General features: G+C 39.8%; 17 protein-coding genes and 1 other annotated feature. Of the genes, 16 read left to right on the plus strand and 1 reads right to left on the minus strand.

Translation table 11 applies throughout. The annotated features are described in order from the left end of the window. The first annotated feature begins 157 nt into the window (after positions 1-157). The 5 genes from ACYQ03_RS09085 (at position 158) to ACYQ03_RS09105 (ending at position 8,446) form a co-directional block, all read left to right on the plus strand. Positions 158-1,330 (plus strand): TraB/GumN family protein, encoded by a 1,173-nt coding sequence (locus ACYQ03_RS09085; RefSeq protein WP_459909369.1) that lies wholly within the window; start codon positions 158-160, stop codon positions 1,328-1,330. Between the two features lie 393 nt (positions 1,331-1,723). Further along, the gene (gene istA / locus ACYQ03_RS09090) at positions 1,724-3,193 is read left to right on the plus strand and encodes an IS21 family transposase (protein ID WP_459909265.1); all 1,470 of its coding nucleotides are present in this window, start codon (positions 1,724-1,726) and stop codon (positions 3,191-3,193) included. After that, positions 3,190-3,963 carry an IS21-like element helper ATPase IstB gene (istB, locus tag ACYQ03_RS09095; RefSeq protein WP_459909266.1) on the plus strand — a complete coding sequence of 258 codons (774 nt, stop codon included), beginning with the start codon at positions 3,190-3,192 and terminating at the stop codon, positions 3,961-3,963. The genes istA and istB overlap by 4 nt, the downstream gene beginning before the upstream one ends. Before the next feature lie 87 nt (positions 3,964-4,050). Beyond that, complete coding sequence (gene carB, locus ACYQ03_RS09100; protein ID WP_459909370.1) at positions 4,051-7,275, plus strand: carbamoyl-phosphate synthase large subunit; 3,225 nt, start codon at positions 4,051-4,053, stop codon at positions 7,273-7,275. Between the two features lie 352 nt (positions 7,276-7,627). After that, positions 7,628-8,446 (plus strand): EFR1 family ferrodoxin, encoded by an 819-nt coding sequence (locus ACYQ03_RS09105; protein WP_459909372.1) that lies wholly within the window; start codon positions 7,628-7,630, stop codon positions 8,444-8,446. Between the two features lie 71 nt (positions 8,447-8,517). Here the strand turns inward: ACYQ03_RS09105 and ACYQ03_RS09110 are convergent, their stop codons facing one another. Further along, positions 8,518-9,921, minus strand: coding sequence for an MFS transporter (locus ACYQ03_RS09110; protein WP_459909373.1), 1,404 nt, complete (start codon positions 9,919-9,921; stop codon positions 8,518-8,520). A 275-nt stretch (positions 9,922-10,196) separates the two neighbouring features. Here ACYQ03_RS09110 and ACYQ03_RS09115 point away from each other — a divergent pair, with 275 nt between their 5' ends. The 11 genes from ACYQ03_RS09115 (at position 10,197) to trpA (ending at position 19,236) form a co-directional block, all read left to right on the plus strand. Beyond that, positions 10,197-10,616 (plus strand): bacteriohemerythrin, encoded by a 420-nt coding sequence (locus ACYQ03_RS09115; protein WP_459909375.1) that lies wholly within the window; start codon positions 10,197-10,199, stop codon positions 10,614-10,616. Further along, positions 10,616-11,077, plus strand: a complete 462-nt coding sequence (locus tag ACYQ03_RS09120; protein WP_459909377.1) for a chemotaxis protein CheX — start codon at positions 10,616-10,618, stop codon at positions 11,075-11,077. The genes ACYQ03_RS09115 and ACYQ03_RS09120 overlap by 1 nt, the downstream gene beginning before the upstream one ends. A gap of 73 nt (positions 11,078-11,150) precedes the next feature. Continuing rightward, positions 11,151-12,350: a DEAD/DEAH box helicase gene (locus ACYQ03_RS09125; protein WP_459909378.1), complete on the plus strand. Its 1,200-nt coding sequence runs from the start codon at positions 11,151-11,153 to the stop codon at positions 12,348-12,350. 114 nt (positions 12,351-12,464) lie between these two features. Continuing rightward, positions 12,465-13,658 carry a M24 family metallopeptidase gene (locus tag ACYQ03_RS09130; RefSeq protein ID WP_459909380.1) on the plus strand — a complete coding sequence of 398 codons (1,194 nt, stop codon included), beginning with the start codon at positions 12,465-12,467 and terminating at the stop codon, positions 13,656-13,658. A 100-nt stretch (positions 13,659-13,758) separates the two neighbouring features. Next, positions 13,759-15,309: a glycine betaine uptake BCCT transporter gene (locus ACYQ03_RS09135; protein ID WP_459910786.1), complete on the plus strand. Its 1,551-nt coding sequence runs from the start codon at positions 13,759-13,761 to the stop codon at positions 15,307-15,309. A gap of 22 nt (positions 15,310-15,331) precedes the next feature. Beyond that, the gene (locus tag ACYQ03_RS09140; protein WP_459909382.1) at positions 15,332-15,691 is read left to right on the plus strand and encodes an arsenate reductase family protein; all 360 of its coding nucleotides are present in this window, start codon (positions 15,332-15,334) and stop codon (positions 15,689-15,691) included. 53 nt (positions 15,692-15,744) lie between these two features. After that, positions 15,745-16,014 (plus strand): hypothetical protein, encoded by a 270-nt coding sequence (locus ACYQ03_RS09145; protein ID WP_459909384.1) that lies wholly within the window; start codon positions 15,745-15,747, stop codon positions 16,012-16,014. Between the two features lie 14 nt (positions 16,015-16,028). Then, entirely contained in the window at positions 16,029-16,160 is a 132-nt protein-coding gene (locus ACYQ03_RS09150; protein WP_459909385.1) for a hypothetical protein, read from the plus strand. A 192-nt stretch (positions 16,161-16,352) separates the two neighbouring features. After that, positions 16,353-16,886 carry a rubrerythrin gene (gene rbr, locus ACYQ03_RS09155; RefSeq protein ID WP_459909387.1) on the plus strand — a complete coding sequence of 178 codons (534 nt, stop codon included), beginning with the start codon at positions 16,353-16,355 and terminating at the stop codon, positions 16,884-16,886. Positions 16,887-16,980: 94 nt separating this feature from the next. Then, positions 16,981-17,228: a binding site (T-box leader), on the plus strand. A 57-nt stretch (positions 17,229-17,285) separates the two neighbouring features. After that, on the plus strand, positions 17,286-18,470 hold the full coding sequence (trpB, locus tag ACYQ03_RS09160; protein ID WP_459909389.1) for a tryptophan synthase subunit beta: 1,185 nt from the start codon (positions 17,286-17,288) through the stop codon (positions 18,468-18,470). Further along, complete coding sequence (gene trpA, locus ACYQ03_RS09165) at positions 18,463-19,236, plus strand: tryptophan synthase subunit alpha (RefSeq protein WP_459909391.1); 774 nt, start codon at positions 18,463-18,465, stop codon at positions 19,234-19,236. The genes trpB and trpA overlap by 8 nt, the downstream gene beginning before the upstream one ends. Positions 19,237-19,282: the final 46 nt, after the last annotated feature.

The raw sequence follows: 19,282 nt of genomic DNA on the forward strand, positions 1-19,282 counted from the left end.
ATGGTATTGATAAATTAAATAGAATATAGCATTTTTATGTAGGTGAAATATTATTGCCATTATTAAAATTGCTCATAGATTTGGAGTGTCCAAAATAAAATAGCCATTCCGAGGAGAGAAAGATAAGATGAGACTCTAAGGCAAAGGAAGGTAATTCATGTCGGAAGAAATGGAAAACATTACTAGAATAAATTTAGATGGCAAAGAATTTATTCTTATTGGTACTGCCCACGTATCAAAACGCAGTGCAGAACTAGTTAAGGAAGTTATTGAAGCTGAAAAACCAGATTCTGTTTGTATAGAGTTGGATGAACAAAGATATCAAACCATAACCGAAGGAAGTAAATGGCAGGATACGGATATTTTTAAGATAATTAAAGAAAACAAAGCCACGCTGCTTTTAGTTAATCTTTTAGCTTCATCCTTTCAAAAACGTATGGCTAACCAATTTGGTATTAATCCAGGACAAGAGATGATTCAGGGAATTAACTCAGCAAAAGAAATAGGTGCCAGCTTAGTATTGGCCGATAGAAATATTCAAATTACCTTTGCCCGTATTTGGCATAGCGTAGGATTTTGGGGTAAGCTAAGGCTTGCTAAGGATCTTATCCTTAGTATTTTCGATGATGAGAGCATTACGGAAGAGGAAATGGAAAAATTAAAATCCCAAGATATGCTAAACTCTATACTCAGTGATTTTACAAAATCCTTTCCCAAATTAAAGACTACCTTAGTTGATGAACGGGATCAATATTTAGCACAGAAAATAAAAGAAGCTCCGGGTAACAAGGTTGTTGCAGTACTGGGGGCTGCCCATGTACCAGGTATTAAAGAAGAAATAAAAAAAGAACATGATTTAACCAAATTAGTTCAGCTACCTGCTAAATCTAACATTACAAAAATTTTAGTCTGGGCTATTCCGATCCTTTTTATTGCACTGATAGCCTATACCTTTATCACTAATCCTGTTGTTGGGGCTAAACAATCAATAAGTTGGGTGCTCTGGACGGGATCCTTTGCAGCTCTGGGAACTGCCCTTGCTTTTGGACATCCCCTTACTATTCTTACTGCCTTTGTTGTAGCACCCATTACTACCTTACATCCATTGATAGCAGCTGGGTGGTTTGCTGGACTTACACAGGCCTATATACGTCGACCCAGTGTAAGGGATTTTGAAAATCTGACCGAAGATATTTTTAGCCTCAAAGGTTTCTGGAATAATAAGGTGACGAGAATTCTTTTGATAGTATCATTAGCCAACTTGGGAGGTTCAATAGGAACCTTTATCGGCGGAGCCGATGTAATTCGCCTATTTTTGAAAAACCTGTAACCTTAAGCTATTTGGAATTGAAATTGTAATAATGGTATAACTTGGGTTGAATGGAAGCAAAATACCCCTCAGTAAAGAAGTGAGGGGTATTTTTTAATTTTATGGATTAAATAGATTTGTAACAATGTGTTAAAGAAAATTTTTGTTTTAAGTTAAATTTTTTAAAAACTGCTACTTGTACATTATTAACAATATGATAAAATTGATGATATCATATTAATGCATAAAAATGTATAAAAATACAAACCTAAATATTTATTATTCAATGGTAGTAGTGCTAACATAATAGTTGACCACCTTGGTGGCCAGTGATAATAAAAAAATTGACCACCCCGAGAGCCCTATCCTGTATGATTGAAGTTGACGAGACAACAACATACAGGAGGAAAGGACATGCTCAAGATGGTCGATATAGAGTATATCAGAAAAAAGCACTTTATTGAAGGTTGGTCAATACGTAAAATCAGCCGTAACCTTAACGTTGCACGGCAGACCGTCCGTAAAGCTCTTCAAAGCTCAGACATACCAAAATACAACCTATCCCAAAACAAGCCTTGTCCAGTTATGGACCCATACAAAAATATCATTAGGGAATGGCTAGAATTCGATAAAACCCAGCCTCCTAAACAACGGCATACTGCCAGACGTATTTTTAACCGACTCTGCGAAGAGTTTGACTTTACTGGCAGCGAATCATCGGTAAGACGTTTCATCCAGTTAGAAAGAAATACAACTAAAGAGGTGTTCGTTCCACTTACAGCTGATTGGGGTGAGCAAGCCCAGGTAGACTGGGGCAGAGCAAAGGTCTACATCAATGATCGCTTAACCGAGGTTTGCCTTTTCTGTCTAAGACTTAAAGCTAGTTTAGTTCCATTTGTTTGGGCCTCTCCTACTGAAAAATTAGAAGCATTTCTAGAAGGTCATAGACTTGCCTTTGAGTGGCTAGGTGGAGTACCCGAGACCATTGTGTATGATAACCCAAAGACAGCAGTTACTAAGATTTTAAAAGGGCCATATAGGGTTGAACACACCATGTTATCTAGCCTAAGAGCCCATTACCTATTTGACAGTGAGTTTTGCACCCCTAGTAGGGCTAACCAGAAGGGTACCGTAGAGAACCTTGTTAAATATGTAAGGCGTAATGCCATGGTTCCCTTACCACGGGTTAATTCCCTTGAAGAACTAAATCAGAAATTAATAAGCTGGTGTGAAAAACAACGCCAAACTAACGCTAAAAATTGGGAATTGGAACGCCTGGAATTAAGACCTTTGCCAGCAAGTCCTTTTAGATGTTGTAAAACCAACGTAGTTAAGGCTAACAGTTTACTTCTGTTCCAGTTTGAACGCAATTATTACTCAGTTCCCATGGATTGTGGACACAAAAGACTCCGGGTAGAAGCATTTGTGGATAAGCTAGAAGTCTATGACAGTAACAAATTAGTAGCTATTCATAACCGTTCCTATAAACGTGGCGAAAAAGTCATGGAACTGGAACACTATCTACCTGTAATTGCACGGAAGCCAAGGGCTGCCAAGAATGCCCTGGTAGTTAGAAAGCTTCCTGAAGTTTACCAAAAACTAAGGGTTATGTTGTGTAAACGTTCTCCGGAAGGATATCGGGAATATGCTAAAATTCTTCTCCTAAACATGGAGTATAATTTCAAAGATGTATTAACTGCCGTAGAAGATAGTCTAAAATCAGGCTACATAGGGCTTGAGCACATACGACAGTTGTTGATATCTAAAGGATTAAGAATAAAACATACAGTCAAAGGGGTCGCCACCAATACACTTCCCAACCTGGACATTCCCGTTGACAGCCCCTCTAAGTTTAATTACCTCATAGGGGGTGCCACAACATGAGTGAGCATTTAGATCCACGGGAGGCCATGGTGGATATCTACTGCAAGCAACTTAAGCTTCCAGGGTTAAAAGCTTCTTTCCGAGAACTGGCCCGGGATGCCATGGAACAAAACCAGACACCCACTTCATTTTTAGCTGCTTGTCTAGCTAAGGAAGTTGAAATACGGGTTCAAAAAAGATTATCTACAAGACTGAAACAAGCTAAATTTAGTGAAATTAAAACTCTGGAAAGCTTTGATTTCACCAGTATTCCTAAACTTCCTAAGACAAAGGTTATCTCCTTGGCAGAATGCAAATTCATCAAAGAACGAGAAAATGTCATTTGCATAGGCCAATCTGGCACTGGTAAGTCGCACATTGCCACAGCCATTGGGATTACAGCTATTCAGCTGGGATACAGGGTAAGATTCATAAAGGTTTATGACCTTATTCAAGAACTTTTAAAGGCAGAGAGTGAGTATCGCCTCCCGAGGTACCTTAAGATCTGGAATAAATATGACCTTGTTATTTTAGATGAGCTTGGCTACATAAACCTTGGTACCGGTAGCCCCCTTCTCTTCCAATTCTGCTCTGAGCGTTATGAACAGGGAAGCCTGGTCATAACTACAAACTTAGATTTTTCACGTTGGGAGGAGGTGTTTGGGGATAATGCACTAACAATCGCTCTCCTAGATCGGTTAACGCACCATGCCCATGTACTTCCGTTTGTGGGTGAGTCTTACCGATTTAAAGAGAGCAAGGAAAAACTAGACCCAGATTTAAATCAATAAACCGCCTCGAGGGTGGTCAATTTTTTGGTTGTCACGGTGGTCAACTTTTTGATTGACATTACTAAATGGTTTAAAGGGAGGACTAACATGCCAAAAAGAACGGACATAAATAAAATTTTAATCATAGGGTCCGGTCCTATTATAATTGGACAAGCCTGTGAGTTTGACTATTCTGGAACCCAAGCCTGTAAGGCTTTACGAAATTTAGGTTATCAAATAGTTCTAGTAAATTCCAATCCTGCTACCATTATGACTGACCCTGGAATTGCAGATTCGACCTACGTAGAACCTCTAAATGTCAAAAGTCTTACTGAAATCATTGTTAAGGAAAGACCTGATGCTGTTTTGCCTAATTTGGGTGGGCAGACGGCTCTCAATCTTTGCTCAGAGCTTAATAAAAGCGGTATTTTAGAAAGATATGGAGTAAAAGTTATTGGCGTTCAGATAGACGCAATTGAACGCGGCGAGGACCGCATTGCCTTCAAGGAAACAATGAGCAGGCTTGGTATCGAAATGCCCCGCAGTCAGGCAGCCTATAGTGTTGAAGAGGCTGAAAAAATAGCACAGGAGCTTGGGTATCCTGTTGTTATCAGACCTGCTTATACCATGGGTGGTACCGGTGGGGGACTTGTTTATAATGTGGAAGAGCTGAGGACCATTGCCAATCGTGGTATTGCTTCCAGTATGGTGGGACAAATTCTTGTAGAAGAATCGGTTCTCGGTTGGGAGGAACTTGAGCTAGAAGTTGTAAGAGATAGTAAAAACCAGATGATTACGGTTTGTTTTATTGAAAACATTGATGCCATCGGGGTACATACAGGTGATTCCTTATGTGCAGCTCCGATGCTTACCATCAGCCCTGAGCTGCAGCAGCGCTTACAAAAGTATGCCTATGCTGTTGTGGAAGCTATTGAAGTAATTGGGGGAACCAATGTTCAGTTTGCCCATGATCCAAAAACCGGCAGGGTTGTTATTATTGAAATTAACCCCCGTACTTCCCGTTCCTCAGCACTGGCTTCAAAGGCTACGGGCTTCCCTATCGCTTTTGTCTCTGCCATGCTGGCAGCTGGTTTAACCCTTGATGAAATTCCCTACTGGAGGGATGGAAGCCTAGAAAAGTATACTCCTTCCGGTGATTATGTTGTTATTAAATTCGCCCGCTGGGCCTTTGAAAAGTTCCCTGGTGCCCAAGACAAACTAGGGACCCAGATGCGTGCAGTTGGCGAGGTTATGAGTATTGGTAAAAACTATAAGGAAGCTTTACAAAAGGCCATTCGTTCTCTGGAAATCAATCGTTACGGTTTGGGTTTTGCCAAAAGTTTTAATCAGTATTCCCTTGATGAATTACTCTCTATGCTTACTGAACCAACCAGTGAGCGTCAGTTTATCATGTATGAGGCACTTCGTAAGGGTGCAGACATTGATCAGCTTTATAAAATAACCTATATAAAACCCTATTTTATTGAACAAATGAAGGAGCTTGTTCTTCTTGAAGAGGAAATCCTGAAATACAAGGGTGTAAAATTGCCGGATGATTTGTTAATCAAGGCTAAAAATGATGGTTTTGCTGATAGATATTTAGCTATGCTATTAAATCTGAGCGAAGCAGAAATCCGTAAGGCAAGAACTGCTTTAGGTATCGTTGAGGGCTGGGAAGCAGTACCTGTAAGTGGCGTTGAAAATGCATCCTACTATTTTTCTACCTACAATGCTCCAGATCAAACCTCAGTAAGTGACAAGCCAAAGGTTATGATTCTGGGTGGTGGGCCCAATAGAATAGGTCAAGGTATTGAGTTTGACTACTGCTGTGTTCATACAGCCTTTGCTCTGAAAGATCTAGGTTTTGAAACAGTTATTGTTAACTGCAATCCGGAAACTGTTTCCACTGACTACGATACCTCCGATAAGCTGTACTTTGAACCACTTACAGTAGAAGATGTTTTAAGTATCTATGAGAAGGAAAAGCCCCTTGGTGTAATCGTTCAATTTGGAGGTCAGACTCCTCTTAATATTGCAAAGGAACTTGAACAGGCTGGTGTAAAAATCCTTGGTACATCCCAGGAAACCATTGACTTGGCTGAAGACCGTGATAGGTTTAACAGTATGATGCAAGAACTCGGTATTCCCATGCCTGAGTCAGGTATGGCAGTTGATATTGAGGAAGCTATTGCCATTGCCAAGGAAATTGGCTATCCCTTAATGGTTCGCCCTTCCTATGTTCTTGGGGGCAGGGGTATGGAAATCGTTCATGATGAGGAAATGCTTCGCAAGTACATGGCTGCAGCAGTGGGAGTTACCCCTGAAAGACCGATCTTGGTGGATCGGTTCTTGGGACATGCCATTGAAGCAGAGGCAGACGCCATTGCCAATGGTAAAGATGCCTTTGTGCCAACTGTGATGGAGCATATTGAATATGCTGGCGTCCACTCTGGGGATTCCGCCTGTGTTATTCCTCCTGTTAGCATAGCAGAGAAACATATGAACACCATTGTGGAATATACCAAGAAGATTGCTAAAGAAATGAAAGTTGTTGGCCTTATGAATATGCAATATGCCATCGCAGACGACAAAGTTTATGTTCTGGAAGCCAATCCAAGGGCATCAAGAACAGTTCCTCTTGTTTCAAAGGTCTGCAATATCCCCATGGCTCGCATAGCCACAGAAATCATCATGGCTGACTATGCTGGTAAAGAGTATCCCATGGACAGTCTTGTAAATAAAAAAATCCCTCATTATGGGGTCAAAGAAGCGGTACTACCCTTTAATATGTTCCCTGAGGTTGACCCAGTATTAGGACCCGAAATGCGCTCAACCGGAGAAGTATTGGGCATGGCGGATTCGTTCGAACTTGCTTACTACAAGGCTCAGGAAGCAACACAGATATCACTGCCTACCTCGGGAACTGTGCTGATTAGTGTGAATGATAGTGATAAACAAGACGTACTTGTGGCAGCCAAGGAATTTTCTAATATTGGCTTTAAAATCAGAGCAACAGCAGGGACCTGCAAATTCCTTATAGCAAATGGCGTTCCCTGTGAGAATATTAAAAAGATCTTTGAAGGACGACCCAACATAGCCGATAGCATTGCTAACAAGGAAATAAATCTGATCATTAACACACCACAAACTAAACTTAGTGAATTGGATGATTCATATATCCGTAAGATAGCCATCAAGCACAAAGTACCCTATATCACCACCATGACTGCAGCTCTAGCAAGTGCAAAGGGTATTGCAGCCTATATAAAAAATAGTTTGTCAGAGTCTAAGAAAAAGTCTTTACAAGAATACCACTCCGATATTACTGGTTAATAATAAAATAATTATTAGCATGTATTTCCTCCAAGTTTATTATTAACTTGGAGGATTTTCTTTTTCCTAAAACAAGCTGGATGACAACAAGAAGGTATATTTTTAGCAATCGAATTCTATTATTGATAGGGAACCGTAGAAGGTTACAAAAAAGATTATAAATAACTAGTTAATAGGTATATATCAAACATATAACTAATGAAATAAATTATTGAAAATTTTTAATTTTAAGAAGGTGTTAAGAACTTGGTCGAAGAATGAATTACCTAATCTAAATAGCCTAGGCTATTTTTGTTTATTTAGAGATGCAGATAAGATAAGAAAGAATTTTTTTAACATGGGAGGGGTCAGGGTGAATAAAAAAATAAATACAATGTTTTTTAGTCCCACGCGAACAACTAGTAAGATAGTTTCAGGCATAGCAAAGAAAATTTCAGAGAATATCCCAGAGAAAACAACCATAAATAGCATTGATTTTACATTACCAGGCGCAAGAAAAGAACAATGCTCTTTTTCAGAAAAGGATATTGTCATTATAGGGGTTCCAGTGTATGCAGGAAGGGTGCCAAATGTATTACTAAATTTTTTAAATACTATTAAAGGTAATGGTGCGTTAGCTGTTGCTGTAGTTGTCTACGGCAACAGAAATTATGACGATGCTTTAATAGAGTTAAGAGATATTCTTGTGTTATGCGGTTTTAAAGTTATTGCAGGAGGTGCTTTTATAGGGGAACACTCATTTTCTAAAACCCTTGCCAAGGACAGACCAGATGACAAAGATATGGCCATCGTAAGTGATTTTGCCAATAAAATATATAATAAATTAACGTCTCAAGATACTTGGCAAATAGTAGATGTAAAAGGGAATATACCTTATAGAAACTATTACAAGCCCAAAAACAATGAAGGTGCCTCTGTTGACATTAGGAAAGTTACGCCAAAAACAAATAGCAATTGCAATGATTGCAAGCTATGTGTAGAAGTCTGTCCTATGGGCTCCATTGATTATGATGATGTCTCAAAATTAAATGGAATTTGTATTAAATGTGGTGCCTGTATTAAAAACTGCCCAACAGAAGCGAAGTATTACGATGACCCTGATTATTTAAGACATAAATATGAATTAGAAGTTGATTTTGCCAGTAGGAGAGAACCAGAATTATTTTTATAGGTAGAGAAAAGAGTCAAGGGATGTTTCCTTGACTCTCTTTTTATTTTCCATGATCCATTGGGAATTATAACTTAATATTTTTTAGCTTGCTGCACACTGGTACGGGCTTTTCCCCTGGCCAAGGAGGCAAATATTCCTCCAAAGCACATTACGGTAAATACAATGAAGGCAGTCCTAGTACCTTTAATGAGTAAGTCTGGGTCTACTGAATTTATATTTACATCACCAATAAAAATGGTTAACAGCAAGGTTACTACAGCCATGCTGATAGTTTGACCGGTAAGTCGCATGGTGCCCAGGGTGGAAGAGGCTACCCCATAAAATCTTTTTTCTACCGATCCCATTACGGAGTTGGTATTCGGTGATGAGAACAAAGCAAAGCCAATGCCCAGCAAACCAAGGTTAATTACCACTAACCAAATTGGAGTGGTCTTGGTTAAGAAACAAAATACGAATAACCCAAGGGTGGTAATGGCCATACCCCAGGAAGAAACAATCCGAGGATCAATACGATCAGATATGGTTCCTGCAAGGGGTGACAACAGAGCCATCAGCACTGGTTGAGAAAGGAGAATCAAACCAGCTGTTTGGGAGTTGAAACCCAATACCACCTGCAGGTACATGGAGAGTAAAAATCCTAAGGCAAAAGTTGCACTGTAGTTAATGAGTGCTGCTAGATTAGAGAATGCAAAGGTGATGTTTTTACTAAAAAGACTTAAATGTAATACAGGATGGCTAACCTTCATTTCATAGCGGATAAAGGCGATTAATACTATCAGGCCAATGACCAGGGCATATTTAGCCCAAACAACTGAATCAATGGCTGAAATTCCATACATGAAGGACACCAAACCCACTGAATAGAGAATCGATCCTAACAGATCAAAGGGTTCTCCCTTGGCACCAGCCCACTCCCCCTTTAACTTGGCAACGGCAAAGAATAGTACAGCAAAGGCAATAAAAGCTGTCAAGTAAAAAATCGATGACCAACCTAAGTTATGGTTCAGGAAACCACCCAGTACCGGACCTAGAGATAGACCAGTATAAACGGTTGCTACGTTAATCCCCAAAACCTTACCTCTCTGTTGAGGTGGAAAAACCGAGGTCAAAATAGCCATACTGGTACCAAAGATCATAGCACTACCAATACCCTGCAAAACCCGCAAAAAAATTAATGAGTGTATGGACCAGGCTAGGCCACAGAGAACAGAGGACAGGGCAAAGGCAGTGATCCCAAATAAAAATATCTTTTTTCTGCCCACAATGTCCGCTAGTCTACCGAAGGGTACCAGAAAGGTGGCTGAGGCCAATAAATAGCTGGTAGCTACCCAACTAAGTAAAAGAGCATTACCATTAAATTGATTGCCAATTGATGGTATAGCTAGGTTAACAGCACTGCCCATGAAGGGAGTCAAAAAGGATGCCCCACAGGCCACCAAAAGGGTATATTTTTTTAGTGATTCACTTGCATCCACCTTCATCAATCCTTTACTTTATTTTCTAGTTATCATAATACACTTATTTTATGTAACGGGAAATGTTAAAAAAGGAAAACTTTATTAAGATTGCAAGTTTTTATGCCATGAGACTTAGTCAGTTGATTTCAAAAAAGTGACAAATTCCTTAAGTTCCAATACTAATGATTATTAATTAGCTAATGAAATAGAACAATATGGTAATATATTACTATGATGTGAACCATTATCCACTTTTTGCTAGTTACAGTTTTGAATTGAAAGGCGGGATTTAGATGATGTGGAAAGAGAAGTATAAAATTGGCGTACCTCTCATCGATAAGCAGCATGAAGAGCTTTTTAAACGGGTATCGGATTTTATCCAAACGGTTCGAGGAGAGGGTGATTGGGAATCTAAGCTTAGTAAAGTAAAAGAAAACATGGAATTTATGCAAGAATATGTAGTGGTTCATTTTAATGCAGAGGAAATTTACCAAGAAAAAATCAAATATCCCGATTTGGAAAATCACAAAAAGGTCCATGCAAAATTTAAAGCAGATGTAAATGGCTATGTCCAGCGGTTGGAACAAGAGGGCTACAGTGAGGAACTTGTACAAGAATTTGGCGGTAAACTAATGGCCTGGTTGATTATGCATGTGGCTGCTATGGATCAGAAAATCGGCGAATATGTAGAGGGTCAAGGGGGGGAAATCTGATGAAAGCAGAATATGTGAACTCCTTTTTCCAAGCAACCATTGATGTATTTGCTTTGATGCTGGATCTAAAAGTTGAACGAGGGGCACTAAGGTTATTGGAAGATATGATTCCTAGTAAAGATGCCAGCGTTCTTCTTGGTATGACTGGTGATATCAAGGGAACCGTATTATTTAACTTCCCCAAAGATATGAGTTTAGAAATGGTTAAAATTATGAGCGGTATGGAAATGAATGAAATAGATAGCTTTGTCTCCTCAGCCATTGGCGAGGTAGCTAATATCATTGGTGGTAATGCAGTGACAAACCTGGCAGCTAACAATTACATTTGCGATATTGTAACACCACAGGTATTTGTTGGGGAATACAAATCCTTATCCCTGGCCAAGGAAAAAGCTCTGTTATTACCTTTAAAAACTACTATCGGCGAATTTGACATTGTCCTATTTCTGAAGGAAAAATAGAAGCTTAGGATATCATAATCTAGGTTAAAATACTACCAAATAGATGGCAGGTAAATATTCTACAGGAGATAACATGACAAATTTTGAAGAAATAGGATTAAATTCAAAACTTATAGAAGGTTTAAAAAAGGTAGGCATAACTCAACCTACCGAGATTCAGGCCCAAGCAATACCAGTTTTATTGACAAATAGGGATCTTATCGGACAATCACAGACTGGAAGTGGCAAAACATTGGCCTATTTACTGCCACTTTTTCAAAAGATCAATAGTGATAAAAGGGAAATGCAAGCCATTATTTTGGCACCAACCCATGAATTGGTTATGCAGATTCATAGGGAGATAAGGATCCTCTCCGAAAATTCCGGCTTAGCGGTTACATCTGCGCCAATTATTGGGGAAGTTAATATAGTAAGACAAATAGAGACCCTGAGGGAGAAACCCCATATTATTGTAGGATCAGTGGGAAGAATTCAGGAACTTATCAGCAGGAAAAAGATCAGTGCCCATACCATTAAAACCATCGTCATAGACGAAGGTGACAGACTTCTGGACCAAAATGATATTAATCGCGTAAAAGCAGTTATTAAAGCTACCATGAAGGATAGACAATTGATGGTTTTTGCAGCACACATAAATGAAAAGGCATTAATAATAGCTAAGGAGTTATTGCAGGATGCTGAAGTTATAAGGATTGCAGATAGGACTTTGGTAAATACAAATATCTCTCATTATTATTTTATTGCCGGTAGTCAAAGGGATAAACTTGAGGTTTTAAGAAAACTGCTGGCTGCCTATAAACCAAAGAAGGCAATTGTCTTTGTCAATAGTAGTGAGGAAATCGAAAGAATTACAGAAAAGCTTCAACACCATCACTACAAAGCTTACAAAATTTTAGGCCGAGTGTCCAAGGAAGAGCGTCAGAGGTCCTTAGAGGCCTTTAGAGGAGAGGAAAACCAAGTTTTAGTGGCCTCGGATATCGCTGCCAGGGGTCTAGATATTAAGGGTGTAACTCACATTTTTAATATGGATTTAACCGAAGAATCGATGGAATATTTGCATAGGGCCGGTAGAACTGGCAGAAACGGCCAGCAAGGTACGGCAGTGACCATTGTTACAGAAAGGGAATTTAATATTATTAAAAGATTTGAAAAAGAGCTTAAAATAAGAATTGATAAAAAAGGAGTATACAAAGGGGTTATAGTTGATCCAGACAGAGGTAGGCCGTCAGTTAAAAAAAGGAGTACAACCAAAGGTTTAGTTAAATCTAAGTAAATTTATTAAGATGCGACAGTGGATTTATTCTTCACTGTCGTTCTTATCTGTTATATCCGAAAACAATTATGTTATAATTCAATATATTTAGAAAATTATAAAGGGGTAGGTCTATTGAAGTCTAAGGTACCTATAACGGAACTTCAAGCACGTATGAAAAGGTTTAGAGAAAAAATGCAAGGGTCAAATCCGGACTGGCAAATGGTGATAGTTATTAATAAAGTTAACCAATACTACTTTACTGGGACTATGCAAGACGGTTTGTTAATAATTCCCCGGGAGGATGAAGCAATTTTTTGGGTGCGTCGTAGTTTCGAACGTGCCTTGGGAGAATCACTGTTCCCCTTGATTAAACCCATGCATACTTTTCGAGATGTAGCTGCATCCCTCAAGCAGTTTCCTAAAGTTGTTTATATGGAAACGGAGATAGTTCCCTTGGCATTTTATCAGCGACTTCAGAAGTATTTCTCTTTTACCGAAGCACGTTCTGTAGATACCCAAATAGCTGCTGTAAGAGCAATAAAAAGCCCTTATGAGCTATCCCTAATGGAGCAATCAGGGAAAATTCATCAAGTAGTTATGGAGGATTATGTACCTAAAATCATTTCAGAGGGGATAAGTGAAGCAAGACTAGCCTCCGAAGCCTTTACTTTATTGGTTGAGGAAGGGCACCACGGGGTAACCCGTTTAAGAGGGTTTGACACTGAGATGGCACTAGGATATACAGCCTTCGGTGAAAGTTCCATTTACCCGACCTGTTTTTATGGGCCTGCTGGGAGCTACGGTATAAGTTGGGCAGTGCCTACCATGGGTAGCCGAGAACGTAAACTTAAAAAAGGAGATTTGATTTATATTGATTTAGGCTGTGGGGTAGGCGGTTATCATACTGATAAAACCATGACCTATATGTTCGGAAAACCCCTGCCAGCAGAAGTTATCGCAACTCATAATCAATGTGTGGAAATTCAGTACCAGATTGCAGAGATGTTGAAACCAGGTGCAATTCCAGCTGCTATATATGAAACTATCATGAACAGACTTAGCAATGAGTTCCGTGAAAACTTTATGGGTTTTGGTAAACAGGCTATACCGTTTCTTGGTCATGCAATTGGTCTGTGGACCGATGAACTGCCTATAATAGCCAAAGGTTTTTCCGAACCTTTACAAGAAGGAATGGTTTTTGCCATTGAACCTAAGAAAGGAATTAAAAATGTTGGCATGGTAGGAATTGAAAACACCTTTGTGGTTACCCCCCAGGGCGGACGTTCCATCACTGGAAATCATCCCGGATTGATGCCTATTTATTAGCTAGCAGTAAAGGTGCGGCGGCTTACGGATATTTGGCCGTATAGATCCATTAAAAAAAAATAAAAATAATAACGGCTTTAATGAAAACAGGGGGTCGTTTATTATTTTTTCTATCAGTGTAGCCATTATCATAGCATTTGTTTTGTGGGGAGCACTTTTTCCACAAAGTCTAGGTCATCAGGCTAATAGTTTATTAGCCTTTATGACTGAGAAGTTTGGTTGGTTTTATCTGCTTGCAACCTTTGGTTTTCTCATATTTGCTATTTATCTTGCTTTCAGTAAATATGGCCAGATTCGTTTGGGGGATGATGACGACAGACCAGAATATTCCAATATCACTTGGTTTGGTATGCTATTCAGTGCGGGCATGGGCATTGGGCTGGTATTCTGGGGTGTTGCAGAACCCGTAAGCCATTATCTAACCCCTCCCCAGGGTTATCAAGGAGGGACAACAGATGCGGCTAGGGTTGGCATGAGATATGCTTTTTTTCATTGGGGTTTTCATCCCTGGGCTATTTATACGATTATAGGACTCTCATTAGCCTATTTTAACTTTCGTAAGGGCTACAAGGGTCTTATCAGTTCCACCTTTTATCCATTGTTGGGCGACCGCATTAATGGTCCTATAGGTAAAACAATTGATGTACTGGCCATTGTAGCCACTGCCTTTGGCGTTGCGACCTCCTTAGGCTTAGGAACTCTGCAAATTAATGGTGGACTTTTTCACCTTTTAGGTATTCCTAATAATACCCTTGTTCAGTTTATCATTATTGCAGTTGTTACGGTATTATATATGATTTCCGCTACCACGGGACTGGATAGGGGAATCAGAATTCTGAGTAATGCCAATATCACAGTGGCAACAGCTCTATTGCTTTTTGCTTTATTTTTAGGACCTACTTCCTTTATTTTTGATACTCTAACAACTACACTGGGTGATTACCTGCAAAATCTTATACAAATGAGTCTTCGTCTTACGCCCTTTACCCAGAATAAATGGGTTGTTAATTGGACCTTGTTTTACTGGGCCTGGTGGATAGCTTGGGCTCCCTTTGTCGGAATGTTTATTGCAAGGGTATCAAGGGGGCGTACAATTAAGGAATTTATTTTGGGAGTGTTACTCATTCCTAGTTTGTTTAGTTTTTTTTGGTTTGCAACCTTTGGGGGGACGGCGTTAAGCCTTGAGATATTCGAACATAAGGGGATTGCCACTGCGGTTCAAGAAGATATTACAACCGCATTGTTTATTACCCTAGGACAGCTACCCTTGGGCACTTTGTTAGCTACTATAGCAACATTATTAATCATCACATTTTTTGTTACATCCGCAGACTCCGCTACCTTTGTTCTAGGAATGCTATCCTCTAATGGGGATAACAACCCTTCCAACAAGGTAAAGTTGACTTGGGGAATACTGCAATCTTCCATAGCAATTGTATTGTTATTGAGCGGAGGTTTGCAAGGCCTGCAGACAGCTTCTATTGTGTCAGCACTGCCCTTTGCCATGATCATGGTTTCCATGTGTTTTTCTATTATGAAAGCCCTTGAGGATGACTATGATGATATGGTAAGGGAATACCGTAAAAGGACGGGAAATAAGATTGCACTTAAACCTTTGCCTGCAGGGAAAAGGAAATTGAGAAATAAATAATATAAATTGTGGAGGCAAAAATATGAAATGGGTTTTGTTCGATTATCCTAGATGAAGTACTGTTCGAAAGGCCAAGGATTGGCTTAATGTAAAGGGTATTGAGTATACTGCGAGACACATTGTCAATGAAAATCCGAACAAGGAAGAGATACGTGAACTACATCAAAGAAGTGGTCTGGAGATCAAAAAGTTCTTTAATACTAGTGGCGTTAAATATAGAGAATTAGGATTAAAGGAAAAGCTTAAAACTGCTAGTCTTGAGGAACTTTATGATATTCTAGCCTCAGATGGTATGTTGGTCAAAAGACCTATATTGACAAATGGTGAGCAGGTATTGGTTGGTTTTAAAGAACAAGATTGGCAAAATGCCTTTGCATTGTAACCAGGAATAGCTGGGAATACTAACCTCAATAGCAAAAGGTTGAGGTGAACTGAATGATCCTTGAAATGTTTAGTAATCTATCAGAAAATGCCATGATAGAACTACGGGATAATCATCCCGAAAAAAATGAAAAGATTGTCCATGCAATGGTGGCCCTGACGGATATTGCTACTAATATGCTGAAGGAAAGCCCTGAATTCCGTCGTGCCTTTGCCAGGGTCCATGAAGAATTTTTAAGGTACCCTGAAAGCAAGTCAACCATTGAACAGGCTTTATCTGCCCAAAGGGAATTTGGCCCAAGCCTTAATAATCTTCTAAACTAATCGGAGGTGAGAAAATGTCAGATCGTGGTACCAACAACAGTCCTAATACCAGAAACCCGGAACGCCCTGCCAGTCACCCCTCTAGGTTGGATCAATTTGCTGATGATCTTTTTCAAGGAAATGAAAAGCCCAAGGAAAAGATGTGAGTTACCTCCAGTAAAGAAAAGCCAATGTAATAATCAGATAGCGTAGCAACCGACCATTTATTGGTCGGTTTTTTTAATTATGACAAAACAATTAATAAAATCTTAAATGCTTATGTTTCAAAAGGAAACATTAGTTCTTTGGGGAATTTTAAATAACAATAAAAATTTATTAATAATAAGGGGGATCCGAACATGAGTTTAAAGGGAACTAAAACAGAAGCTAATCTATTAGCAGCCTTTGCAGGTGAAAGCCAAGCCCGTAATAAATACACCTATTGGGCCAGTGCAGCAAAAAAAGAAGGTTATGAGCAAATTGCAGGAATCTTTATCGAAACAGCAGATAATGAAAAGGAACACGCCAAAAGATTGTTCAAATTTTTGAATGGAATTACTGATACCAAAACTCACCTGAAAGAAGCAGCTGCAGGTGAAAACCATGAATACACCAGTATGTATGTGGAATTTGAAAGAATTGCTAGAGAAGAAGGCTTTAACGAGATCGCCGATGTGTTTAAGGAAATTGGTGAAGTGGAAGAAGAACACGAAAAACGCTTCTTGGCTTTGTTGCAAAATATTGAAGAGGGTAAAGTATTTAAGCGGGATGAAGAAGTTAAGTGGAGGTGTCGTAACTGTGGCTACGTTCACAAAGGAAAAGAAGCACCTGAGTTGTGTCCTGCCTGTGCTCATCCCCAGGCTTACTACGAATTAATGGCTGAAAATTATTAGGAAGCTCTCCTTCAAAAGGAAGAATTTACAGCACAGAAAGTAACTTCAGTTGACAGAAGATAACTGTCAATGATATAATCCCATCAACCTAATAATAAAACTAATGAGCAAGAGAAGTAAGAATAATTATTTGTACTCAGAGAGCCGCTAGCTGGTGAGAATGCGGTTGCAAACTTAATTCTGAATGGACTTGCGAAGGAAGCCTGAAATTGAGAAAGAGTAGGCGCTTACGGGAACCCTGTCCGTTATCAGTGGGGTGTATATGATAGTATACAAAATAAGTGGGCGATTTATCGTCAATTTGGGTGGTACCGCAGAAGTTTATGAGCTTTTGTCCCTTTTTAAGGGATAAAGGCTCTTTTTTATTTGTTAAATTATCTTGGAAAGGAGAACGATGAAATGTCAATGGGGAGATTTGGTATCCACGGTGGACAATATATTCCCGAGACGCTAATGAATGCCGTTATTGAGTTGGAAGAGGTCTACAATCATTTTAAGAATGATCAGGATTTTATAGCAGAACTTGGTGATCTGCTAAATAATTATGCTGGGCGACCATCATTACTTTATTATGCGTCTAAGATGACCAAAGATTTGGGTGGTCCTAAGATTTACCTCAAACGGGAAGATCTGAATCATACTGGCTCACATAAAATAAACAATGTACTGGGGCAAGTCCTGTTGGCCAAACGCATGGGCAAAAGACGCGTAATCGCAGAGACAGGTGCAGGACAGCACGGTGTGGCCACAGCAACCGCTGCGGCACTTATGGGAATGGAATGTGAGATCTACATGGGTAAGGAGGATACCGACCGTCAGGCTCTCAATGTTTTCCGTATGGAACTGCTAGGGGCTAAGGTCCATGCAGTTACCAGTGGTACCCAAACCCTAAAGGATGCAGTGAATGAAACCATGCGTGAATGGACTCAGCGTGTTCATGATACTCACTATGTGATGGGATCTGTGATGGGTCCACACCCATTTCCTACCATGGTTCGCGATTTTCAAAGTGTAATTGGTCGAGAAGTCAAACAGCAGATGTTAGAAAAAGAGGGCAGACTTCCAGATGTATTATTGGCCTGTGTTGGGGGAGGAAGTAATGCCATGGGGTTGTTTTATGATTTTATAGAAGATTCAAATGTTCGTCTTGTTGGCTGTGAGGCAGCTGGTCATGGTGTTGATACAGATAAGACAGCTGCAACAATGGCGACTGGAACGATAGGAATTTTCCATGGTATGAAGTCATATTTCTGTCAGGATCAGTATGGTCAGATTGCACCTGTTTATTCTATTTCGGCAGGACTAGATTATCCTGGAGTAGGGCCTGAGCATGCTAACCTGCGTGATCTGGGTAGAGCCGAATATGTACCAGTTACTGATGATGAAGCTGTGGAGGCATTGGAATATCTCTCAGTAACCGAGGGGATTATTCCTGCCATTGAGAGTGCTCACGCAGTTGCCTATGCGAAAAAACTTGCCCCCATTATGAGTAAAGATCAAAGCATGGTCATTTGCCTTTCTGGCAGGGGCGATAAAGATGTTGCGGCCATAGCCCGTTACAAGGGGGTGCAAATTTATGAATAAGTTACAACACGTATTTGCCAATGGGAAGGCCTTTATTCCCTTTATCACTGCAGGTGACCCCTCAATGGAAATAACTGAACAATTAGTACTCCAGATGGCGGAGTCTGGTGCAGACTTGATTGAGCTAGGTATCCCCTTTTCAGATCCCATTGCAGAGGGGCAGGTTATACAGGATGCGGATAATCGTGCTCTTTTGGGTGGAGCAACAACGGATAAAGTATTTGATATGATGCGAAGTATTCGCAAATCATGTAATGTTCCCATGGCCTTTATGACCTATGTAAATCCCATTGTTACTTATGGTACTGACAAATTTATGAAAAATTGTCAAGATGTCGGAATCGATGCAGTGATTGTCCCTGATGTGCCATATGAAGAAAGGGATGAACTGCTGCCCTATTGCTCTAAATACAACATTAATTTGATTTCAATGATAGCACCAACCTCCAATAATCGTATACGTATGATTGCCAGTGAGGCCCAGGGATTTATTTATTGTGTATCATCCATGGGAGTGACCGGGGTGCGACAAGAGATAGGTAATGATGTGGAAGAAATGATCAAATTAGTCAAAGAGGTAAAGGCTATTCCTTGCGCAATTGGTTTCGGTATCTCTACACCGGAACAAGCTGCCAGGATGGCTGAATTTGCCGATGGTGTAATTGTAGGAAGTGCCATTGTGAAAATTGTGGAGCAATATGGTGTGGACTGTGTGCCCCACGTTGTCGACTACGTATGCAGAATGAAACAGGCAATTAAGAATTAGAAAACTGCAGAAGAAGCCTATAGTTTGATCAACCAACTGGGCTAAT

This window comes from Desulfotomaculum defluvii (assembly GCF_054657375.1).